Annotated in this window: 19 protein-coding genes; 8 read left to right on the top strand and 11 right to left on the bottom strand. The window is 49.2% G+C overall.

Translation table 11 applies throughout. The annotated features are described in order from the left end of the window. Positions 1 to 19: 19 nt before the first annotated feature. From ACTRXD_RS00340 to ACTRXD_RS00320, 5 genes are all read left to right on the top strand, one after another. Positions 20 to 154, top strand: a complete 135-nt coding sequence (locus ACTRXD_RS00340) for a rhodanese-like domain-containing protein (RefSeq protein ID WP_442429898.1) — start codon at positions 20 to 22, stop codon at positions 152 to 154. A 257-nt stretch (positions 155 to 411) separates the two neighbouring features. Beyond that, positions 412 to 858 (top strand): response regulator, encoded by a 447-nt coding sequence (locus ACTRXD_RS00335; RefSeq protein ID WP_442429896.1) that lies wholly within the window; start codon positions 412 to 414, stop codon positions 856 to 858. A gap of 295 nt (positions 859 to 1,153) precedes the next feature. Continuing rightward, positions 1,154 to 2,587, top strand: a complete 1,434-nt coding sequence (locus tag ACTRXD_RS00330) for a c-type cytochrome (protein ID WP_442429895.1) — start codon at positions 1,154 to 1,156, stop codon at positions 2,585 to 2,587. 105 nt (positions 2,588 to 2,692) lie between these two features. After that, positions 2,693 to 4,303 carry a PAS domain S-box protein gene (locus tag ACTRXD_RS00325; RefSeq protein ID WP_442429894.1) on the top strand — a complete coding sequence of 537 codons (1,611 nt, stop codon included), beginning with the start codon at positions 2,693 to 2,695 and terminating at the stop codon, positions 4,301 to 4,303. 1,262 nt (positions 4,304 to 5,565) lie between these two features. After that, positions 5,566 to 6,354, top strand: a complete 789-nt coding sequence (locus tag ACTRXD_RS00320; RefSeq protein WP_442429893.1) for a sulfite exporter TauE/SafE family protein — start codon at positions 5,566 to 5,568, stop codon at positions 6,352 to 6,354. An 18-nt stretch (positions 6,355 to 6,372) separates the two neighbouring features. Here ACTRXD_RS00320 and ACTRXD_RS00315 read toward each other — a convergent pair whose 3' ends face one another. From ACTRXD_RS00315 to ACTRXD_RS00275, 9 genes are all read right to left on the bottom strand, one after another. Beyond that, positions 6,373 to 7,377, bottom strand: a complete 1,005-nt coding sequence (locus ACTRXD_RS00315; RefSeq protein WP_442429892.1) for a potassium channel family protein — start codon at positions 7,375 to 7,377, stop codon at positions 6,373 to 6,375. A 100-nt stretch (positions 7,378 to 7,477) separates the two neighbouring features. Next, positions 7,478 to 9,298 (bottom strand): SLC13 family permease, encoded by a 1,821-nt coding sequence (locus ACTRXD_RS00310; protein ID WP_442429891.1) that lies wholly within the window; start codon positions 9,296 to 9,298, stop codon positions 7,478 to 7,480. A 589-nt stretch (positions 9,299 to 9,887) separates the two neighbouring features. Continuing rightward, a complete protein-coding gene (locus ACTRXD_RS00305; protein WP_312645826.1) occupies positions 9,888 to 10,118 on the bottom strand; it encodes a hypothetical protein in 231 nt (76 codons plus the stop codon). 373 nt (positions 10,119 to 10,491) lie between these two features. Further along, positions 10,492 to 11,559: an SAM-dependent methyltransferase gene (locus ACTRXD_RS00300; RefSeq protein WP_442429890.1), complete on the bottom strand. Its 1,068-nt coding sequence runs from the start codon at positions 11,557 to 11,559 to the stop codon at positions 10,492 to 10,494. Positions 11,560 to 11,699: 140 nt separating this feature from the next. Further along, the gene (locus ACTRXD_RS00295) at positions 11,700 to 12,053 is read right to left on the bottom strand and encodes a hypothetical protein (protein WP_442429889.1); all 354 of its coding nucleotides are present in this window, start codon (positions 12,051 to 12,053) and stop codon (positions 11,700 to 11,702) included. A gap of 179 nt (positions 12,054 to 12,232) precedes the next feature. After that, positions 12,233 to 14,035: an ATP-binding protein gene (locus ACTRXD_RS00290; protein ID WP_442429888.1), complete on the bottom strand. Its 1,803-nt coding sequence runs from the start codon at positions 14,033 to 14,035 to the stop codon at positions 12,233 to 12,235. A gap of 144 nt (positions 14,036 to 14,179) precedes the next feature. Next, positions 14,180 to 14,581: a phage holin family protein gene (locus ACTRXD_RS00285; protein WP_312743228.1), complete on the bottom strand. Its 402-nt coding sequence runs from the start codon at positions 14,579 to 14,581 to the stop codon at positions 14,180 to 14,182. Between the two features lie 605 nt (positions 14,582 to 15,186). Beyond that, entirely contained in the window at positions 15,187 to 16,173 is a 987-nt protein-coding gene (gene hpnA, locus ACTRXD_RS00280) for a hopanoid-associated sugar epimerase (protein WP_442429887.1), read from the bottom strand. 129 nt (positions 16,174 to 16,302) lie between these two features. Then, positions 16,303 to 17,193 (bottom strand): polyprenyl synthetase family protein, encoded by an 891-nt coding sequence (locus tag ACTRXD_RS00275; RefSeq protein WP_442429886.1) that lies wholly within the window; start codon positions 17,191 to 17,193, stop codon positions 16,303 to 16,305. Between the two features lie 860 nt (positions 17,194 to 18,053). Here ACTRXD_RS00275 and ACTRXD_RS00270 point away from each other — a divergent pair. After that, positions 18,054 to 18,233 (top strand): hypothetical protein, encoded by a 180-nt coding sequence (locus ACTRXD_RS00270; RefSeq protein ID WP_312743221.1) that lies wholly within the window; start codon positions 18,054 to 18,056, stop codon positions 18,231 to 18,233. A 6-nt stretch (positions 18,234 to 18,239) separates the two neighbouring features. Here ACTRXD_RS00270 and uvrA read toward each other — a convergent pair whose 3' ends face one another. After that, entirely contained in the window at positions 18,240 to 20,774 is a 2,535-nt protein-coding gene (gene uvrA / locus ACTRXD_RS00265; RefSeq protein ID WP_442429885.1) for an excinuclease ABC subunit UvrA, read from the bottom strand. Between the two features lie 161 nt (positions 20,775 to 20,935). Between uvrA and ACTRXD_RS00260 the strand changes: the two genes are divergently transcribed. Together ACTRXD_RS00260 and ruvB are read left to right on the top strand one after the other, a co-directional pair. Next, on the top strand, positions 20,936 to 21,493 hold the full coding sequence (locus tag ACTRXD_RS00260; RefSeq protein WP_442429884.1) for a hypothetical protein: 558 nt from the start codon (positions 20,936 to 20,938) through the stop codon (positions 21,491 to 21,493). Positions 21,494 to 21,649: 156 nt separating this feature from the next. Beyond that, positions 21,650 to 22,663 carry a Holliday junction branch migration DNA helicase RuvB gene (ruvB, locus tag ACTRXD_RS00255; protein WP_442429883.1) on the top strand — a complete coding sequence of 338 codons (1,014 nt, stop codon included), beginning with the start codon at positions 21,650 to 21,652 and terminating at the stop codon, positions 22,661 to 22,663. 51 nt (positions 22,664 to 22,714) lie between these two features. Here the strand turns inward: ruvB and ACTRXD_RS00250 are convergent, their stop codons facing one another. Beyond that, complete coding sequence (locus tag ACTRXD_RS00250) at positions 22,715 to 23,884, bottom strand: IS4 family transposase (protein WP_442429897.1); 1,170 nt, start codon at positions 23,882 to 23,884, stop codon at positions 22,715 to 22,717. Positions 23,885 to 24,026: the final 142 nt, after the last annotated feature.

Here is a 24,026-nt window from a genome sequence, read left to right as displayed (position 1 = left end):
GAGAGACCATCTTCAGCAACTGGATCCCCCTCAGGAAACGGTCGTCTATTGTCGTGTCGGATTACGCGGGTATCTCGCGGCACGCATTCTCCTCCAGCATGGCTTCACCCATGTCTTCAACCTCACCGGCGGCTATTTAAGTTTCTTTCAATAAAATTCGATTCCCCTTAATCCAAGCAAACCAGGAAATCTTTGAAAGCTTGAGCGGTTAACGTGTTAACTCCATCCGTTAAATCAGGCTTAACGATCCATCATATTTTCGTTGCAACCCATTGCACATTCCACTGCAAACAACTGATTTTATTTATAATTTTTTCCTTTACTGCATGTGGCATTTGGTTTGCTTTTGTTATAGGCATGAAGAAGAGAAATCGAGGGGGTGTTAACAATTTTTACCGAAGGAGGGTGCTCATGGAGCAAACAGCCAGTCAATCTCGAACAGGGGCCATGTTCAGCGGCCAAACATCATTGGGCCGGATCTTGGTAGTTGATGACGAACCGGATGTGCGCAAAGTGGTGAGGTTGTCATTGGAGAAAGCCGGCTACGACGTGATTGAGGCCGAAGACGGTCAACAGGCAGTGCAAGAACTCAAAAGTGGAGAAAATCCTCTGTTACTGGACGTGATCCTCACCGACATCCGAATGCCCAAGCTGAATGGACTGGAGGCTATTCAGTTTTTTCAAAATGAATTCCCGCATGTCTCCTTGATTGTGTTGACCGGATTTCCGGATTTAACGATGGCCACGTCTTTGATGAAGAATGGGATTATTGACTATTTGGTCAAACCGGTTGAAAAAGAGAAACTTCTGACTGCGGTTGCGAAGGCCATGGAACAACGGGAGCTCAACCATCTATAAAAAGAGGGATGCCTACCTCTATCTTTTTGATGCCTACAGTCCTTTTCGATACGGAAAAAACTGTGAGGACATCTTTTAGCCTTTCTTTTTGGTGTTGATTTTGCTTTATTTTGCCCTATTGATCGGAAAAGAGATAAGAATGGATCTTATGCGTCAAAATTCCCCAATTAGGGTGTGATCGGGATGGGGCAATTTTTCCCATAGAATGCTCAAAAAATTCTTTTAAATCACAAAATCCCACATATGAGGAAAATTTCTTGTCTTTCTTAATCAATTATTTAAGGAGGTTTTTCCAATGGCTCACATGAGTAATGTCCACTTGAAGGCACAAGGCCATGCTCTCATACTCAAGATGAGTGTACTTCTCTGTCTTCTGTTCCCCTTTTCGCTTTTTGCCGCTGACGGAAAAGATCCAGAATCCCTGATCAGCACGACCTGTTCGACTTGCCATAAGTTTGAAGGGGAGGGTGAGAGCCGATTCGATTTGAAAGCCCCGGATCTCATGTGGGGGGGCAGCAAGTTTCAACGTGATTGGTTGATTCGTTATCTGACTGGAAAAGAACCGATGCTGTATGCCAAGGGCTACCGTTGGGATCAGACTCAACAACCTGACCAGCACATGACTGTTTCTCAACAGGAAGCTGAAGGTCTTGCCGACTATTTCGAGACACACCTTCAGGATTCGCGAGTGAAGAAGGGATCCCTTGATATGTCCACCTTCAGCCAGCAGGAAGCGAAGTTTGGAGAAGAAATCTTCGTACAACATTCCTGCATTGCCTGTCATCAGATTATGGTGGATGGGAAAAAGACCGGAGGGCCGCAAAGTACCTCGTTTGTTGGGGCGGGGAAAAGACTGAAGGCTGATTGGATTTATCGCTTCAACTCCAATCCCCCCGACTTTGTCCCCCACAGTGGAGAATTTGTCGGGGATGTGAGTGAACTCGGACTGCGATATGTGTCGGGGTTTATTGCGACCCGAGGGAATGAAGATTTCCCCTATTATGAACCATGGAAGAGTGCCGATTTCGACCACCCGAATATCGAAAACGGGGCAAAAATTTATCAAGAATATTGCGCCCAATGTCACGGTGCTGATGGGAAAGGCGACGGGCCGGCGGCGTCAGGCCTGGAACCCAAACCGGCGGTGCATGCCAATATTCCTTTTGAAAAAATTCCTCTTGATTATCTGTATAACGTGATCTATTACGGTGGGAAAGGAGTCGGGAAATCTCCCATGATGCCGTATTGGGGATTGACCATTGGGGGGACAGAAGGGGTATCCGATGTGATTGCCTATTTGAAGACCACGTTTAAGGGTGCCCCGGAAGTGGCCGGCACGGCTTCACCATCCGGAGGACCGTCAGGAGTATGCCCACAACAACGCAACACCAAACGGGCACCTGGCAAGTTTCGCAATATGACCAGTCCGTTACCCGACTCTCAAGAGCACATCAAAGCGGGAGAAAAGGTATATCACGAAACCGCTCAACCCCTGGCCTGCACACAATGTCATGGCGAGAAAGGAGACGGACAAGGACCAATGGGCGCGGCGTTGAATCCCCATCCTCGAAACTTCACCTGTGGAGAAACGATGAAAGATATTTCTGACGGACAACTCTATTGGATTATCAAAAACGGATCGCCGGGGACAGGCATGATGGCGTTTTCCGGTATGCCAGATAACCAGATCTGGCAAGTGATCCAGTACATCCGGACCTTGGCCAAATAACCGGAAATTCGGTTCAAACCCTTCAGCGGGGGTGACAAGAAATTTTATTTCAGGGACTGGAGACATCTTCTCCAGTCCCCGAACCTAACGAGTAGGAAGAGCGCCATGCCACCAGCACCAGAAAATGTACAGCAGGACAATTCCGACCTTCCCCGAATGTTGAAACATCTTGAACAACACCACGCCCTCATTTTACAGGCCGCCGGTGAAGGGATCTTCGGGTTGGACCTGGAGGGGCGACATACCTTTGTGAACCCGGCAGCCGCGAAAATGCTGGGCTACGAGCCTCAAGAACTGATCGGCCAACCCAGCCACTCCCTGTGGCATCACACCAAAGCCGATGGCACCCCCTACCCTCAGGAACAATGTCCGAACTATGCGACATACAAGGATGGCCAAGTCCATCGAGGCGATAACGAAGTGTTCTGGCGGAAAGATGGGACCAGTTTTCCCGTCGAATACACCAGCACACCTATTCGGCATGAAGGGGTCCTGGTCGGCGCCGTGGTGATTTTTCAAGATATTACGTATCGGCAGCAATGCGAAAAAGCCATTGAAGATTTTCGTCGACACAACGATATGATTTTACAGGCCGCCGGTGAAGGAATTTTCGGGTTAGACCTCAAAGGACACCACACCTTTGTCAATCCCGCGGCCAATGCGTTATTAGGTTATAATCCAGGGGAGCTATTTGGCACACCCAGTCACATCACCTGGCACCATACGAAATCTGATGGCTCTCCTTACCCGGCGGAAGAATGCCCCATTTATAGGGCCTATAAGGATGGGTTGGTTCACCAGGGTGAGGACGAGGTGTTCTGGAAAAAAGATGGGACGAGCTTTCCCGCCCGGTATACAAGCACCCCAATCTGGGATGACCAGGGAAAACTTGCGGGGGCAGTGGTCACGTTTCAGGATATCACTGAGAAAAAACGTATGGCGGCTCAGTTAGTAGAAGAAGCCAAACTTGCGGAGGTGACAAGAGTTCTTGGGGATATCGGACACGATATCAAAAACATGTTGATGCCTGTGCTTTCCGGTGCCGATTTATTGAAGGATGAATTGGACGAACAGTTCCCCACCTTAATCCAGGAAAAGGCAAAAGGAGCGGAGAACAGTTATGCCAACAGCCTGGATCTGATACGTATGATCGTCACCAATGCCCGACGCATTCAGGACCGTGTGCGTGAAATTGCGGATGCCGTCAAAGGTGTGACCAGTCCTCCACATTTCACACCCTGTCGCATAGGAGATATTGTGAATGGGGTGCTCGACACTCTTCGCACCTACGCCGCAGAAAAAGGGATTACTCTCCTGACCAATGGTCTTGATGCCCTACCTGTCATTGATGCCGATGAACGTCGCTTGTTCAACGCCCTCTACAATCTCATCAACAATGCCATCCCGGAAGTCCCACGTGGAGGGTCAGTCACGGTCGGCGGATCTCCGGGACCGCGTCCGGATACTGTCGAGTTGACGGTAGCCGATACAGGGAGAGGCATGCCGCCTGAAGTTCGAGACCGCCTCTTTACCGCTCAAGCTATTAGCACCAAAAAGGAGGGAACCGGACTCGGCACAAAAATTGTGAAAGATGCCATCGACCTCCATCACGGTCACATTACGGTCGAAAGTGAAGTGGGCCACGGAACAACCTTTCGACTTATCCTTCCCATCACTCAAATCGCTTCATCTCCAGCCAGGTCTGGGAACGCATGACAGGATCATGCGATACAAGAAGATTCATAATTTTTCCAGCCTGAATATGGAGGAAATCTTCTCCAGGGATTTTTTAACCCGTTATCACGGCAATCTTCTTCGGATCAACCCGTTTTCCCCTAACTAAAAAATTTCTTTTTCCCTTCACACAATTACCTGTCAAAACCCCTCAGCCTTTCCCAAACTGTCTTGCCTTCAGGAAAGGCGGGGAGGGAAAAAGAATCCTTTTTAAAAGATTTTTCCTCTTCTCTGTTTGATCCGTATGACATTCGTGGGGGCCGGTCAGTTCCAATGGCATGTCCGGATTTTCTCTCATGTCCATTTTGGGATGAGCGGACTGTGGCAAATCAGGCTAGCTTGACTCCATTCATCCAACGCCTTGAGATGAGGGCAAACTTTGGCTGACAACATCCACTACAGCATTGTGATTCCTGAGACGTATAAAAAAAAGATGGGGAATTAAAAACTGCGAGGAAGACCCATCGAGACGGCCATTGTCCATGACCGTAGCAATATTACTAGTGATATTTCCCATTACGTGGCCGTCACGAGCCGAGTGGTGTTATTCCCGGCGGTTTCACGTGGAAAATACAAGGATAAATTCGGCTGCACATCCTTCATTGAACGAAGAACGGACCACAAAATGATCAATGGGGTATGGCGGGGGGCAAAACGAGGCGTTGGAATTGAGACTTGGTCGCGGCGTGGAAAATGAAGTGCCGCCATCCCGAAACCGACATGATCCGGACGACAAAACAGGTACCTCCTACCCGCCATTCTTTCCCGGATTATTTGCCCGCTGGTCAAATATTATTCAAGTGACGTTCAATCAACCTCATGCGTCACACACTGGAAAACGTTAATCTCTTATCGGTACAACCAATCATCGAAAACAAGAATAATGAGGACGCCTTCGTCCGAACCGGAGACTCTTGTCTCATTCGATTTCTCCCCATACAATGAACTCATATTCCGCTTCAAAAGATTGTTTCATTCAAACTCGGGAGATTTCATGACGTTTCTGATGTCTGAGAACTTATCCGCATGGCCTTGGGCAGGGTCATGGATTCGTTATCTTTTCAGGCTATCCAAGGAAGACAAGGACACATTGACCTCCCATTTTTTCCTTTCGTTCTTCCGGTAGTATTTCATCGCCAATTATGCTGGTTGATATTATCCACGTTGCTAGTTAAAGCATGTCGCACGCCTTTGACGCTTCAGGCTTTATTCTTTCACCCGCTCCTTTTTCAACCTAATTTTTCATGGACTTCCACTACCTGTTGGCGCTTCTGTCTGGTGGAATTGTCGGCGTGCTGTTAGGAGCCACAGGAGGGGGCGGATCATTAGTGGCCATTCCCTTATTAGTGTATGTCGTCGGCGTACCGGTTCAAAATGCCACGACCATGTCACTCATCGTCGTTGGCTATTCGGCCCTCTTTGGGGCATGGCATGAGAGTCGCCAGCAACGCGTTCACTTTGTCTCTGCTATTTTGTTCAGCCTGACCGGAATGGTCGGTGCTTGGGTTGGAGCTCATGGCCACCAACTCGTTCCGGACTCCTTGGTCCTTTTTGCATTTGGCAATCTGCTCCTGTTTATTAGCATGTGGACGTTTTGGAAAAATTATGAAGGAGAACACAACGACGTTCCGAGCGGATGCGCAAAGGAATTCTCCTGGCGCTGTGCGTTAAAAGCCCTCACGTTCGGATGGGGAGTTGGCCTATTGACCGGATTTTTTGGAGTCGGAGGAGGGTTTCTCATTGTTCCCGCCTTGATGTTTCTCATGGGATTTCCCATTCGCTTAGCTATTGGCACGTCACTTTTGATCATTGCCCTTATTTCCATCGGCGGGGTAATCGGCCATTTCAAAGGGGCACACCTGGATGTGGTGCTAACAGGATTAGTGTTATTCGGCAGTCTTCTCGGGTTACTGTTTGGGTCACAAATCACTCAATCGATTCCTGCTCACCATTTAAGACGGGGCGTGGCCATTTTAATCGGAGTCATCGGAATTTTATTAATCATGGCCAACGCGAGGCCACTCATCTTTTAGGAATGGGAGAGAGTTTTTTCAAGCGGAATGCGTATCCTCCGAAACCGGTTTAAACAATAACATGATGTCGCCCTGTTCCAGCCTATGATTTTTTTGAAATTCCCAGGGTGAAATAATCGTTCCTTGCCGATACACCCGGAGTAGCACATCCGGCTGTAAATCCAAAGCCGTCTTCCCGACATCCTGCTTCTCCACTGTTCGCTCCTGGATATTGACCTTTCCCCCCGCTGTCAAAAAATCCTCTAAATAATCTGCCAAATATTGTTGGTCCACTGCAGCCGCCAACATATATCCGCCATATGTTGCCGGGGAAATTATGGTTTGCGCCCCTCCTTGTCGAAACAGTTTGACGTTTTCTTCTTCCTTCGCACTGACAATTACCCGACAACGGGAATTCAAATTACGGACAGTTAACAATATGAGGGCATTGGTATCATCCCGCCCAGCCGCAATAATGACGGCTTTGGCTTCATTGAGGAACGCACCAAATTTCAGCAACCCTTCCTGCGTCGCATCGCCTCGGAGTGCCACGACTCCCAATTCTCCCGCGATGCGTACTCGTTCCTCACCGGGATCGATGACCAGAATATGGTCAGGGTTTGTGCCCTTGGCGAGCAGTTCTTTGACGGTCGAGTATCCGGTATGCCCGAATCCGCAGATGACGACATGTTGATCGAGTGACCTCTGGAGTTTTGCCATGCGAAATACCTCGGTAAATTGCCTGAACGCCAATTGATAGGCGGTCCCTAAAAAAATGACCCATAGAAATATGCGGACCGGCGTCACGACTAATGCATCAATCAGGCGCGCCCGTGTAGTGACCGGCACAATGTCCCCATAGCCGACTGTGGTCACCGTGACCATCGTGAAATAAATCACATCTGAAAATGAGATCTCCCCGTCTATCTGATCCTTGAGCCCGTTTCGATCCAACCACAGGATCCCCGTCAAAAAACAAAACAGCATGACCACCAATATAATTCTGCTCAAGAGGGTGCGAAACGGATCAAGGTCGGTGGGCATGTAGACCACCCGCCTAAAAAAGAGGCGGGAGGCCTTTCGGGAAGAATGGGTTCGGAATGAGAAAGCCACTTTTTCCTCTAAATTCTTATTCAGAAACCCCTTACCCTTGACCCGTTAAGGGCCACATGAAGACTAAGAGGGGAAGGGAGACCACAAGAATTAACAACTCTAAAGGCAATCCCATCCGCCAGTAGTCCCCAAATCGATATCCCCCGGGCCCCATGACCAACAAATTATTTTGATGCCCTATTGGAGTCAAAAAAGCGCACGATGCCCCGATAGCCACCGCCATGAGAAAGGGATCTGTATTCACCCCAAGATTCAGGGCCACCGCGACACTTAATGGTGCCATGACAACGGCCGTTGCCGCATTATTCATGACATCCGACAAGGTCATCGTCATGATCATAATTAGGCCTAAGAGCATTACGGGAGGAAACTCCTCCATCATGCCAACCAGAAACTGAGCCAACAGAGTCGTCGCTCCACTTCGTTCCAGCGCTTGCCCAATAGGAATCATAGCCCCCAACAATACCAGGACCGGCCAATCCACGGCCTGGTACACATCCCTCGGCGATACAATATTGAACAGCACCATCCCCAAGGCGGCACAAATCAATACAATCGGAAGTGACGCCAATCCGGACATGGCGCTGCCCAAGGCCAGGGCGAATAACCCCCCAGCCAGCCACGCCTGACCAGGCTTCCCCAACTGAATTCCCCGTTCGGCCAAGGGAAGACATCCGAGGAGTCCGATCACTTCCAGGACCCGGTCTTTTTCTCCCTGCAACAGCAGCACATCGCCGGCTTTGAACCGGAATTCCCTCAGCCTGCCACGGTAAGGAGTGCCCTGACGAGATGCTCCTAACAAGTTAATTCCGAACCGGCTTCGCAGCTTTAAAGAACCCGCCATCCGCCCGACCAACCAAGAACGATCAGGCGGCACGACGGCCTCTAACAGCATATCCCCATCCTTACCTGCGGATGGCTTTTTTTCAGATTCCTGAACCTCCTCCTTGGGCTGGGTTCCTGTTAACTTCAAACCCAATGTGGATACAAATTTATTAATACCTTGCGGTCCTGCCTCAAGGACCAGGACATCGCCGACTTGAATGTGTTCCCTCCAAGCCGCCCCCCGAATAGATTGGTCACCCCGCACCAACCCAATAATTAAGGCGTCAGAATCCTCAGTGGCCGATTCCAGTTCAGACAGGGATTTTCCTATTGCCTTAGAATTTTCAGGCACTTCAACCTCTGTTAAATATTCCTGTATTGAAAACAGGTCTTGCGGCGCATTTTGAGACCGTCGAGCAATGGGAATGAGACGCCAACCCACTAGCGCCACAAAGAGAATTCCCACCAGCGCCATGATTCCTCCTACAGGAGTGAAGTCGAACATCCCGAATGACTCGCCGGCAACTTCTGCGCGGTAATGGGCCACAATGATATTGGGAGGTGTCCCAATAAGAGTAACCATACCGCCCAAAATCGTTCCAAAAGCCAGGGGCATCAACACCACGGCCGGGGACCGCTTGGCCTCAACAGACGATTGAATAGCTACCGGCATCAGTAACGCCAGGGCTCCCACATTATTCATGACGGTTGAAATCAATCCACCGAGAGAAGATAAGACAGCCACATGGAGGGACGGGGAAAAAGACGTTGCACCCTTGACATAGCGCGTAAGAATTTCCACGACCCCCGCGTTACTCAATCCACGACTGATAATTAACACAGCCGCCACGGTGACCACGGCAGGATGACCAAATCCTAAAAATGCTTCTTCGGAGGGAACGAACCCCAACACGGTTGAAAGAAGCAAAGCACTAAGGGCGACCAAATCATAGCGCCATCGTTCCCAGATAAAGAGCACCAACAGGATTCCCATTAGGCCCAGGAAAAAGAGGTGGTCACCGTTCACAAATGAAATGAATCCTCTATCAGGGGATCGATGATGGGGGTGGGAAGGGGAGGGAAGCTGCCAAAACACTCCTAAAATCTATAACTATTCCCCATTACATTGCATACTCAGGTCATTTTTAGACTTCTTAAACAATATAGCGTATCAACGTTGGGAATGAAATGTTCTACAATTCTTATCCAGGAGGGGAAAAATAGCATTCACGGACTGGGGATTCTCCCAGAAAAGGTGGGCCCACGCATGCAGAGCTGAGCCGGCTAGGAGATCATCCCCATGGGGGACATGCCCAATAAATAACTAAAGCAAGAATTGTCAGGCAAACTCAAGCAGTCATGTCGGAATAACCGCAGATAAAAAAAATTGGCAGAGTTTCGAGGAAAGGACTATACCAAGGCCATGTGAATAAGAAAGTTAAATCTAAACACACCCGATTCAAAAACGCCGGAAGAACCCGGAATTTAATCTATTGATGTCAGGTCCTGGCCACAGCGGAGCACGAGAACTTCATCCTGCGCCAGGAATCAATCGGTACCTGAGAGAGTTTTTCCTCCCAAGTCACACCGGATCTCTCAAATTTTCTGTCCGCCTTTTAGGCCGTCAATCGAGCAACAGGAGTCCGTGGAGCTCTTCGTAGGCGCTTCCGAAATGGAATAACCTGCGCCTGAACCGGACCATCAGTGCGATGATGATTAATGACGGGGTCCATCAGGTTCCCGCACATAATACATCGATACGCTTTGATCCAAAGTTCTCCCATCGCGCCCTTGATGTCCAGACAGTCATCAACCACCATAAGCCCATCACATCGTACACACTTCATAACTCTCCCTCCTTTGAAAGCCTCCTGCTTCCCACTCTTCTCAACAGGTGAGTCAGTGCATCACGCGTGCCACGCACCACGTGAGATCTCGAAAAGCACCACTTAATTAGGTGTGTATGATTGCGGAAAATGAAAGGAGATCACTAGACAATCGAATGAATTTTTGGAGTCTACAATATTTTGTGATAAAAAAAAAGAGCAAACACACATTTTGTGTGTACTGGAAGCATTGACTAAAATTTGGGCATCATGCTCGTTTTCAAAAAAAATTATTTTTTTGACTTATCTCTCACCACAGTCCCCCTTCGCCTATGTCGGTTCAAAGAAAATTATGGTGAGATTTGGCAGGCTAGTGGATATTTTGACAGGTCCTTTATGAAGCTGGCTGTAGACCTGGCCCATCAGTGAGACCCTTTGTTTTGAATATGAGAATGTCAAAAGTACTTCCCAAGCCGGTCGGCCTAGTGAGCACATCAATCTCTTCTTGATCAGACTCCCTGACACCCGTTGGCCCTTTATAATTCAGAATTCCAAGATTTCTCAGCCATGCTCCTTGAGAAATAGGCTCGGCTACCTCAAAACCCATTTCCTCTGCGATGAAGCAAACAGCCGTATAATCCACATCTGCCGTCAAGTCTTGTTGACCCACAGCGAAAAATGGGTCATACACTTGTTGCTGGTGATAGTAGGAACGAAGAGTCCCATTTCTATGCCGATGGGAATATAAATTTGAGGCGCAATCACCATAATCGATAAAAATTACATACCCTGGATCCACAACTCTCCCTATGCTTTTGAGGAATGGTTTCAACTCCAAACAAATTTCTGCGACTTGCCCTCGCCCAAGCTGCACCCTATCGTCACTCAACCGCTCGGCTAATTCCCTCGTTGAAAGAGTACCCGGTTGCTCACAAAACTCCCCATCCTCATCCAGATCCACATACAATTCCAATGCTTCCTCATGGCCCATTCCCATTACTCGATGAACGGGTAACGCATCAAGCACTTCGTTCCCGAACACAAATGTCGGTCCTGGGGTTAAACAGTCGATATTGTTGATCGCATGCAATCCTCTTTGTTTTTGCTTGTCTCGCAACCCAGGGCTTGGGTCTAGAACGACGTATTCATGAGCGTTTTCAAGACAAGAAATAATATTGTTCCCCAACTGGCCGGTTCCTCCACCCAATTCCAAGACCCGCAGGTGAAATCCCAACGCCTTCTCGGCATACGTGATGGCTTTGGCAATGGCATATCCGAAAGCCGGGAATCTTGCATTGGTGTCAAACGGCCCATCAGGACTCCCAATTTTTGGTGCCTTTGCATAAAACCCCATATTTTCATCATATAAGGCCGCAGCCATAAAGTCCCTGAAGGTCATTGGCCCTTGTCTTCGAATTTTGCCCTTCAAGGCTTTGCCAAGTTCCGTATCAATCCGGTTCAAGGCAAGTCCAGCCGTATTTGTTGGTGGTCAGAATTAGGAATGGAAAAGTCCTGACAAAGGATGCGGGGAAAAGAGGCCATAAAAAAAAGGGTGCCATTTCTGGCACCCTTCTCCTGAGTATTCAAACTGCAAAAAGTAAATTACTTAATAACAGTCGATTTGGCCCCTGCCGGATTCGGGTTGGTTTTGTTGAGCGGGCCTTCGACTTCAGGCAACCGACCGGCACCACCAGAATTTATGATCCGGCCACGATTAGGATCACTAACATCATTCTTAGCAGCTTTGCTGCCAAATCCTTGAGAAGACAACAAACTTGTCTCTCCTCCTACATTCGTTTGGCCAGGATCATTAGCGGTAGATTGCCCCGTCACCGGAGACTTCCCAGCAGCTGGATAACCCGGGTGAGCTGGCAACAACCCTGGATTGGCAAAGGCCATTGATAAGGCAAGGGTGCTAGCACCCACCGTTCCAAGAAAAATTCCAATCCCTTTCATAAGACCGCTCCTTTGTTGGTTAAGACTGGTTAACAATAGAAAATGGTCTGGATATGTACATTGCCCAAGTTATTCATATAGAAAAGGCGATCTTATTCAGATTGGCCGGTAGTGTCAAGCTTACCAAACCAAAATAGGGAAAATTTTGAAATGACACCGCTTTAGGTACTTTCTTTGGTTCAAGCTGGACGGCGTGGCCGATAGGGAGTTCTTGGACGTGGGGCTGGCATGAGAATAGTAACGGTCGTTCCCTTATCTGGCTCGCTAGCGATACTGATCTGACCCTGGTGCTCCTCAACGACTTTTTTCACGGTCGCCAAACCCAATCCAGTCCCTGATCGTTTTGTGGTGAAATAGGGTTCAAACACCTTCTCCACAAATTCGGCCGGTATGGGCACTCCATCATTGGCGATAATTATCTGAAGTTCCGGTTTTCGAGCTCTAGTGAGCATGACTTCCACCCGCAAATGCCCTCCTGGAGACATGGCTTCAATGGCATTTTTGAAAATACACAGGAATACATGCTGCATTTTCACTTCATCCCACCGGACTTGGGCCAACCGAGCCGGCACTTTTTTGAGGACCTCAATCCGATTTACTCGAATGTCCGTCGACACCAACGAAAAAGCCTTATCCAATAAATCCTGAACCCGGCACATTTTTCGATCAAGTTCCAACGGTTTGGCAAAGTCCAGAATTTCATTTAAGACCGTTTCAATACGAATCATATCCCGCATGGCATTTTCCACCCGGGTTTGCGAATCGAAATCAAGGTCGGCATCGGTCGTAATTTCTTCTAACTGAGCCCTGATAAACCCAATAGGTTCACGGATTTCTGTAGCCAGAAACGAGCTCACTTCATGCAGTGCGGCACGTCGCTCTTCCTTACGAACATCCCCTCCCTCCGATTGAGCAGTCATCACCTGCCCTTTGAGAGCAGGCTGCTCGGGTTGAATCGGGGCAACCTCCATGACGGAGAGATGACACGATGGGTCTTCAAACAATTCCACCAATTTGGTCGTAATGGCCTCGAGGCCTTTCGATTCGCTCCCAATTTGATCGAAATTATTGGGATTTTTTGACGCTAACGTAACGGTCCCCGCCACCCGTCCCCGGACGTAAAAAGGAACGACAATGGTCGACGCGAACCGATCACGATAGAGCTGTTTATAGTCGTGAAAACGCCCTTGGGTTGAAGCCAAATTATTGTCACAGCGAGGCTTTCGATGACGAACAGACCACCCGGAAGCCGAATCATCGAGAGAGAGAAGCTGCCCCGGGCTCACATCCTTTTTCTGTGTTCCGAATACACCCAACACTTCCAGCGTCGCGGCAAGAGGGTCATAAATGCTGACCCAGCCACGATCAAAGGACAGTCCCCCATTGACTTCTTCTGTCAAAATGCTCCCTATCCGCTCTTGGACTTCCGCATTCGAATACGTTCGAGCTACGGGCGCAGGACCCCCTTCCCCAGCCACACCTATTGCCAAAGGTTCATTACCCACTACTGGCTTGCTCAATATCAGAGAGGAGCCAAATAGTCCCGCTTTCTTTAATTCTGTGGAAATATGCGAGACATTGGTGGAGAGAGTCGTCTTTTCTCTTTTGGTCAGGGCGGAATTTTCTCTCCTGGCCAATACCAGTGTGCCATACACTCGGCCGCCAAACTTTAAGGGAAGGACCAAGGCAACCTTGCTCCCAGGAGTCACCATGCGAATTCTGAGTACGCTCTCCAATTCCCCGCCAACCCCATTACGAACGGCCAAACTTTTCAAATCCTCCATTGAAAGTGCACGAAGAATCGCTCGGACTTCTCTTGGAGAAAACCCCCGGGAAACCTGCTCGACCAATGGCCCACCATCATGAGTCATAATCGCGACCAAGACCGCTTCCATCCCGACCTCATTGACCACGGAGGTCAGAATCTTTTGAAGGGTACTTTGTTGCTTGGTAGCTAGTGTGGATTCAAGACGATTGGACATGCATGCGTTTCCTCTCAGAATATTTGTGCACAATGAATTGTCGGATATGCTGATGGTTAAGGGGGTGAAGGGCTTTTCCCCGGTCCTCTAGAAATCCCTGAATCTCTCCTAAACGCTGGATGAAATATCCAAGGAGTTGTTCCGTTAATTTATATGGCGAATTTTTCGACCCGATGAAGGATGCGTGACAATTTCTATCCGGCCTTGCTCGGAAATCCAGAGATTTAATAATCCACTTACCAAACTAATAATGATCGCCCCACCCACCGCCGGCCAAAATCCGGAGACAATAAATCCTTTCACCAGAATTGATACCAGATAGAGAAGGAATCCATTAATGAGAACCATGAATAGCCCTAATGTGACGAAAATAAATGGTGCTGAAAGTAGATAAAGCACTGGGCGGATGATGGAATTGAGAAATGCAAGAATGACTACTGCGGCAATCCCCGACGCAACCCCTGTGATTTCAATGCCAGGGATTATCTGGCTTGCCAACAATACCGCAAACCCCGTGATCCCGCATCGAATTAGAAATCCCTTCATGATTGCATCATACCGGCCCTGCGGTAGTGGCCTCAAGCGACACGCCCCGCAATGGGGTCAAAAATTATTGAGGATGCCACTTCATTCCGTCTCAAGACTCGGCAATAATGGAATGGAACCACCCTCGCCACAATGAAGAGAGAAGCACTGTGGTGAGTAGGAGATAAATAATGCAACTTTCTATGCCCATCAGCATTTCCCCAATTCAGAAGCCCCACAAATTAATTTAAGGGCCAGGATATCGCGCTAGAGACAAATACCTAATAGCAACTTCCATTTCACCACCTCACCAGAAATGGGGTCTGTTACGTTTCGGCCACCCTCCATCCAACGATACCTATAGATATAAGAAAGGAATCCGACGAACGCCCATCCCCGCATAGGCATTTCGTTCGGGTCAAGGCCTATTCACCCATAAAAATTGCCTTCGTGAAGCCGAAAAACCTGCCTGTCAGCCGGTATTCGAAGATATTTTCCCACACGGAGAATGACCCCAAAAAATACAAAAGCATCGGGCATGAGATACCAAGGTGGGCGAGCAGAAAAATAAATTCCACAATTTGGCTATATTGTAATAGTGATGGGCAAAGCTTGCGGAGGAGATATCAGGCGTATCCGTGCTGGCGAAACCACTGTACGGCTTTTTTGAGTGCTGTTTCCACCGGGGTTTGGGGAAGCGACAGTTCCTGGCGCGCCTTCGTGCAATCATAATGCATGTGATACTTGGCCATCCGCACTCCTTCCAAGGGAATTCTGGGTGGACGATGGGTGACCAGATTGGCAATCCATTGATTCACATGCGCCATGGGTAGGACAAGCCTCCAAGGCAATTGAAGCCGCGGGGCAGGCACTCCCGTTAGTCGGCTGAGCATCTGACATACTTCTTTCAGTGTAAGATTTTGATTTCCCAGAATATACCGCTCACCCACCCGACCGCGCTCCATCGCCCGGATATGCCCTGTGGCCACATCCTCAACATCCACCAAATTCATCCCGGTCTCAATATACGCCAACATTCGGCCACGCATAAAATCTACAATAATTTGGCCAGTTGGAGTGGGCTTAACGTCGCGCTCTCCCACTGGAGCCGTTGGATTGACAATAACCACCGGCAAACCCTCTTGAGCCATGCGAAGGACTTCCTGCTCAGCCAAAAATTTTGATCGCTTATAATCCCCTGCCAGTTGGGCCAAGGAAGGAAAGAATGTTTCATTTCCAAGGCCTCCTTCATCAGGCAATCCGATCGCACCAATTGTGCTAGTGTAGACGATTCGTTGAACGCCTGATTCCCGTGCTGCACGGAATAAATTTTTGGTTCCCTCGACATTGATGGCATAAAAGATAGAAGGGTCTTGATCCCATAACGCATAATGCGCCGCCACATGATAAAGCCCTTCGCAGCCGGCAATAGCTTTCTTGAGGGACAAGGGATCCTGCAAATCTCCCTGAACGGTTTCAACGCGTAACCCTTCAAGATTTTTCAGATTACTTGTGGGCCGAATGAGTACACGGACCTCATCGCCTTTCGCAACGACTGCTCGTGTCACTGCAGCCCCAATGAAACCCGAAGACCCTGTAATGAGTACTTTCATAAAAATCCGAGGTTGCCAATGCCCTCAATAACAATACCGCATGACCTGCACCAACCAAACTGTTGTCAGTGAGAAGGGTGGGAAACTGTGTAATGTCGCTTCAAGACCGCAGCGCCATACTAGAGAGGATCAAGACCGTCGCGCCATTATATAAGTGGCAATGTGTCGTAAGGGGTCAGCCTGTTTATCAAAAGTATTCAATCGGGCTATCGCCCGCTGGACACATTCTTCTCCCAGTTGCCTCGCGCCTTCAATCCCAAAAAATGAAGGATAGGTCCGCTTCCCTCTTTTTTCATCCGTTCCTGCATCCTTTCCCAATTCCTCCCGTGTCCCCACCATGTCCAACACATCATCGGCAATCTGAAACGCCAGCCCAATATCCTCGGAATAGTCGGTTAAACATTGCATTTGCTGGGTCGTGGCCGCTCCGATAATGCTGCCGATCCGGACTGCGGCCCGAATCAGACGCCCTGTTTTAAAGGTGTGGATTTGCTGGAGGTGCGCTAAATCAATCTCCTGATTTTCAGCCTGAATATCCATGACCTGTCCGCCCACCATTCCCTGGTGCCCTGAACCATTTGCCAATTCCCGCACAATAGCTAACTGCTGAGCGGACGAGAAACTCTCTGTTCCATCAACTTGACTGCATAACTCAAACGCCATGGTCAACAACGCATCACCTGCCAAAATAGCCATGCCATCGCCAAATACTTTGTGATTGGTTAAGCGGCCGCGCCGATAGTCATCGTCATCCATCGCGGGAAGATCATCATGAATAAGGGAATACGTGTGAACAAACTCCAAAGAAGCGGCGAACGGTAACATGGCGTCACGGTCATACCCCAGCGCTTGGGCAGCGGCAATCGTCAAAATCGGACGAATGCGTTTTCCTCCACCCAAAAGGCTATACCGCATGGACTCATACAGTCGTTGAGGATTGGCCGAGAGCAGAGGAAGACTCTTCTCCAAAAACTGGTCAACCCGTTGGCGCTGTTGATCTAAATAGGCTTGAATGTTCACAAAGGAGCGAATAGACGACGTGGAAGGATGGATGGAATCGTTGGTGACCCTATCAAATGGATTTTTGGAGTGTCAAATTGTGATCCTAAAACTCAGGGATATAGACAGTAAACGGGTCCCAAAAATTTTCTTCATTGTTTTCATCTGAATTACTCAGTATACTTTTCTTCAATGAGCATTCGAAATCGAGCCGGAGATTGGGAGCCCCTGTTATTGGGTATCGAACCCGAATTGTGCGGGGTATGTCATGAAGGCCTGTACCGAAACCTTACCATGCTCCGTGGAGGATGGTCTCGTTGCAGCATCTGTGAACATTTCGTTCATTATAGTTGTCTGGCTAGTGGAAAGGTCTCCTATCTGAAAAGACGCCCGCGTGTGTGCAAAACGTGCGCAGACCAGCAGTCTCTCCCCCAACCTGCCATGTCCACCCCTTCGGTGCCTGCCGAAGTCAAATAATGGAACATCCAGGGATTTCAACCCCACCAGCTATGGGTTCTCCTCGACTTTCATCATCATTTCTCCATTTTTTTCTGGCTCCCATCCTTTGTGCATTTAGTGGTTTTCATACAGCCAGCTATTTGTTCGTTGGTCTCTACACGTGGCCTCGAACCAGTCGGGTGCTTGTCCTGACCATTGGTATGCTTATTTTCTCATATGAATTCATTTATAAGAACCATTTGTCCCGCCCTACTTCCACATGGAAATATTCTTCTTTTGAATCGGTATTCTATACCTGCGTCCTGCCCTATATCATCGGCGCAGGAGCACTCTTGGTCCTTGCGGGCCTGTCAGAGTAGGGCAGCAATTCTGCCGGCACCCTTCAACCTGTATGGATCTGCACTTCTAGAGAGGATACAACCATGAAAAATGTGGAATTGACTGTCAACGGAACGATGCTAACAATTACGGTAGACCTGTCGAAGGATTTTGGGCCTTCTTCATCGGGCAAAACAACGATCATTGCCTCAACCGAAGGCAATGTCTCAATACCCGATCGAGAAGAAAAAATCGGGCTGAATATTTACAAGAAAAAACCCTAGCCTTCCTCAGAAAGACCGGTTTTTAAAATCTTCCAGCAGCACCTGCCCCGTCCACGATGCTTTAACCTTCATCACGGATTGCGGTGTGCCCTCCGCCACCACACATCCTCCTTGATCTCCACCTTCCGGCCCCAAATCAATGACCCAATCCGCGTTCTGAATCACATCCACATTATGCTCAATCACAAGGACCGTATTTCCGGCTTCCACTAACCGGTCGAGTACATCCAGCAACCGTTGAATATCCACAAAATGCAGTCCCGTCGTCGGTTCGTCCAGAATATAGAGCGTACGACCAGTGGATCGTTTCGAGAGCTCCTTGGAAAGCTTGACACGCTGGGCTTCTCCCCCTGACAAGGTAGTCGCCGATTGCCCGAGTTTAATGTAATGGAGGCCCACATCTGATAGGGTTTGCAGTCGGGTACGAAGTGGCGGAATGTTCACGAAAAACTCCAAGGCCTCAGCCACTGTCATGTTTAAGACTTCTGCAATCGTTCGGCCCCTGTAGGTCACATCCAAGGTTTCGCGATTGTACCGTTGCCCATTGCAGGCCTCACAGGTCACATAAATATCCGGGAGAAAATGCATTTCAATTTTTATGAGGCCATCACCCTGACAAGCTTCACATCGCCCACCTTTGACATTGAAACTGTAGCGGCCTGGCTTGTAGCCTCGCACTCGAGACTCCGGTAATTGCGCGAAGAGATCACGAATGAAACTAAAGAGGCCGGTATAAGTAGCGGGATTCGAACGAGGAGTCCGTCCAATCGGGGACTGATCAATATCAATCAGTTTATCCAGCTGCCCAAGTCCACGTATGTCCCGACACCCCTCAAACACCGGCTTCTTCTGGGAAAAACCCTGTCCCAGGGATCGGAACAACACATCTACGACCAGAGTGCTTTTCCCTGACCCTGACACACCGGTAACACACGTCAACAGACCTAATGGAAAGTTTACAGTCACGTGCTGAAGATTGTGCTTTTCCGCGCCCACGACGGTCAAAAATCCTTTGGCCTGCCGTGCACGTTGGGTCAAGGACACTCGTCGGCTCCCTTTGAGATATTGACCGGTCAGCGAGCTTGGATGAGCCATCACCACCGAGGGAGGACCATGAGCAACTAATTGTCCACCTTCCACACCGGCCCCCGGCCCTAAATCCAATATATAGTCGGCAGCGCGCATGGTCTCGGCATCGTGCTCAACCACCACCACCGAATTCCCCATATCACGCAATCGTAACAATGTTTGGAGTAACCGTCGGTGATCCCGCTGATGCAACCCGATACTGGGTTCATCCAGGATATACAGCACGCCCACCAATCCTGATCCGATTTGCGTGGCTAATCGAATCCGTTGTCCTTCCCCTCCAGACAAAGTGGCAGAAGGGCGATCCAGGGTGAGGTAGCCCAACCCGACGTTGTGCAAAAACTCCAGCCTCTCCCGAATCTCTTTCAGCACCCGCTGCCCAACCATTTGTTCGCGATCGGTGAGAATTAACGCATCCATAAAAGCCAAGATATTTCCCACAGACCGATGGGTCACCTCAGCAATAGACTGCTCCCCAATTTTTATGGCAAGGCTTTCCTTCCTCAGTCGACCTCCGCCACACATCGCACAAGGGGTATCGAAGGTCCATTCCTCCCATTCAGAATGACTGGAAGCTTCATACCCAATACCATCACATCCCTCACACGCACCATGAGGGCTGTTAAATGAAAAAATTCTTGGGGAAATTTCCGAATAGCTGACACCGCATTGGATACACGCCAGGTGTTCACTATAGACCCGGACTTGATCATCTTCTGTCAGCACTCCAACGAGTCCCTGCGCCATCTTGAGGGCCGTTTCTACCGAATCGGCCAAACGCCGCGTCACCCCGGTCTCTGCCTTGACGATGAGTCGATCAACCACAATCTCAATGGTATGCTTGCGTTGTTTATGTAATGTAATTGACTCCCCGAGATCCCGAATGTCTCCATCAATACGAGCCCGAACAAATCCAGCTTTGCGAGCCGCCAATAATTCCTTGCGATATTCGCCTTTACGTCCTCGCACAATGGGAGCCAAAATGTGGATTTTTGTGCCAAGAGGAAGCCCGATTATGGCATCCACCATTTGTTGCACCGTTTGCGCCGCAATGGCACTCCCACAAAGATAGCAAAAGGGTTGTCCGATTCTGGCAAAGAGGAGTCGAAAATAATCGTAGATTTCCGTGACCGTCCCCACCGTGGACCGAGGGTTGTGACTCGTCGTCTTTTGTTCGATGGAAATGGCAGGCGAAAGCCCTTCAATGGAATCCACATCCGGTTTCGTCATTTGGTCAAGGAATTGCCTGGCATAGGCGGAGAGCGATTCGACATATCGACGTTGGCCTTCGGCATAAATCGTGTCAAAGGCCAAAGATGACTTACCTGATCCGCTTAAGCCCGTAATGACCACCAACTGATCCCGAGGTATCTCCAGGTCGAGATTCTTGAGATTATGTTGGCGAGCGCCCCTGATCACGATAGAGTTATTCATGGAAGCCGAGTATATCATACGAATCCCCTTGACTGTGGCTTCTCTTTGACCAATGGAATTGACCCTTACACAAAAGGTCGGATACAATCCTGCAGTTTTCATGTATCTATTTTGAATAGACGGAATCGTATCCTTTTTCCCCAACCTTATTTTCATTTCCCTTATTGATGAGGAATTTCATGAAGAATTTGAAAGCAGCATGTATCTTGACTGCCACTATTATTCTGACGAGTCTTTTGTCAATTTCTCCACCAGGATGGGCCGCCAAATACGAACTCACTCGCAACAGCATTGAAGAGGCGAAGGAAATAAATGCTGCAGAAATTTCACTCTATCGAGTGAAGTTAGGGGACCCTGAAGCCACTGCCGTTGAGGCCCTTGTCGAAGCAAGAATTTCCGGTGTTCGGGCAGAGCAAGAGGGCACCTTTATTCTGTTGTGGGACAAAGAAAATCCAACTGGTGCAATGGCAGGAGTCCGTATCACAGACGGGAAAGTGGATCTCATATTTATCAATAATCGATTTGCCCATAAAGTCCGTGGCATCTTCCGACACATCCTCGGGGCCAAGTCCACAAAAGAAATTCGTGATCTCCTGGGACCAGAGGATTTTCCCAATGAAACACTGATGGGTGCCAAGCTCTTGTATGAAAAGCAAGGGTTTCTCGTGAATTTCCTTGAACGGCAAGTAAATGTGGAATTCTGTCTTGGCTGCCAGGATCTATTTTCAGGTTTCTAGGAGGCCTGTTTGGAGCCTTAGTTTTATCTCACTTCGCAGTCTGCTTTCAGTTATTGAGTCATTTCCCGAAAGAGGGAGTTCTCCTCCCTCTTCTATTTTCCCAACATCGTCAAGAATGCATTTCTTCCAATAGTTCGGTTTAGACTGATTCCATATATGGACGACCGGATTCTTACCACTCATCTCATAGAAGAAGAACAAAGCTTTGAGGGGACCTTGAGACCTCAACGCTTAACGGAGTATATCGGCCAGGAGCGGATGAAAGAATCGCTTCGGGTTTGTATTGAGGCGGCAACGGGTAGAGGAGAAGCCTTGGACCATGCCATTTTTTATGGACCTCCTGGGTTAGGAAAAACCACCATCGCTCATATTATCGCCAAAGAAATGGGCGGCACGATTCGCTCTACCTCAGGGCTGGTACTTACCCACGCGGGCGACCTAGCCGCCATTTTGGCAAATCTTCAACCACGGGATGTTCTATTTATTGATGAAATTCACCGATTGCCTCCAGCGGCCGAAGAGGTATTGTATCCCGCCATGGAGGATTACCAGATTGATTTGGTGATTGGACAGGGCCCCTCTCTGCGCACCATGAAATTAGATCTCCCACCTTTTACGCTCATTGGAGCCACGACACGTGCAGGCTCCCTCACCTCTCCTCTGCGAGAACGCTTTGGGCTTGTTTATCGCTTGGATTATTATCTGCCTGAAGACTTGCAGGTCATCATTGCCCGCTCCGCTAGACTACTCGGAATCCACATTGAGGATGAAGGGGCGGGAGAAATTGCCAGCCGGGCTCGTGGGACTCCCCGTATTGCTAATCGATTAATCAAACGTGTGCGTGACTTTGCAGAAGTTAAGGCCCAAGGACGGATCACGAGATCTGTCGCACAGGAAGCCTTACAATGGTTAGGAGTCGATCAGGCAGGTTTTGATGAAATGGACCGCAAAATACTCCTGACCATAATCAGAAAATTTAAGGGAGGACCGGTTGGCATCGACGCATTGGCCGCAGCGGTCCAAGAAGAAAAATCCACATTAGAAGATGTATACGAACCTTTTCTACTTCAATCTGGGTATCTGGATCGAACGGCCAGAGGGCGACAAATCACCTTAAAAGGTTTGCTACATTTTGGAGAAAATCCGAATCTCTTTTCGATTGGGATCTGACCCGATCTTCCCTCCTGCATTAAATTAATCCACCATACCACTACCGTCCGGTTAAGAATGAAATAAATTCAATTGGTTACAAGACCTCTCATCTTCACCATCGTTTTTGGTGTTGAGAAACTCCGGAGTTAAAGGGATTTTCTCGAATAGGGTCACGGAAAAAATCTGTAGTAATGTGTAGAGTGAGGCATTCAGCGTGAACCGCTTCTTGACGATGGCCACGAGCACGTAGACCGACACGGCGGTCCAGATCTGCACCTTCACGGCATTCTCTGAGGTGCCATAGAACTGCTTGATGCGCAGATGCTGCTTGATCCATTTGAAAAACAATTCGACTTGCCAGCGAGCCTTGTACAAGGCACAGATGGTGGTTGCTGGCGGACCAAAGAGGTTGGTCAGGAAGATGAGGCCTTTGCCCGACTCGAGATCTTTGAACCGAATACGACGCAGATGAACAGGATACCTCTGTTGCGTGTAGAATCCGGACAACGCGATGGTCTGATCGCACAGAATGCCCTGCTCCCGATCGTTGGGGGCCGAATAGATGCGGCGCATGTCGGCATTCGCCTTGGCACGGGTGACAAAGAAGGCGCCGGCCTGATGCAGCGTGAACAGCCGTTCGAAGTCCAAGTACCCGCGATCCATGACGTACACCGCTCCAGGCTCTGGAAGCAGCAGGTCGAGTGCGTGGACATCGTGCAGTTTCCCATTGGAAATATGGATAAAACTGGGAATCGCCCCACGAAGGTTCAACCGGGTGTGCAGTTTGACCGCGGCCGTGGTCTGGCGAAACGAGGCCCACGGAAACAGGGCCAGACACAGATCGATGGTCGTGGAGTCCAGCGCGTACACCGTGTGCGCAAGGTCCAGGCCCAGATCTTCTGTGGCGTACAGTTTGTGCGCATGCTGGATCAAGCGCTGGGCGAAGTCGGCATAGATCCGCCAGTCTCGGCGCTCGTTGGCATCGGCCAGCGTGGCCCGTTTCACCGGGGTGCGAATTCCCATGTGATACAGCTTGGCGGCTTGCGCCGACAGACAGACCTCGATATCGCGCAGGCTTTCGCGATAGGTCAACTGAGCAAAGGCCAAGATCCGAAAGTGTTCGGTGCAGGGCAGCGTCCGAATACGATAATCGCCACCATAGCGGGCGACGATTCGGGAAAACGTGGTCCAAGGCAAGCAATCCATCAGTTGCGCAAACAGGGTTTGGCCGACATACAGCGTGAATCCTCCGGGGGTTACCCGGGGGACAATCACCTGAAGGCGGGTCGCCGTTCAAGTCGACACCATCCAAATTTGCCAAAACATGTAATTCATTCATGCGCTTAGGCCGAAAGGCGACTCAGTTAACCGGACAGTAGTG

Source organism: Nitrospira sp. T9 (assembly GCF_052156535.1).
Classification (GTDB): Bacteria; Nitrospirota; Nitrospiria; order Nitrospirales; family UBA8639; genus Nitrospira_E.
Note: the sequence above shows the minus strand (reverse complement) of the source record. Positions and strands in the feature narration are given on the sequence as shown.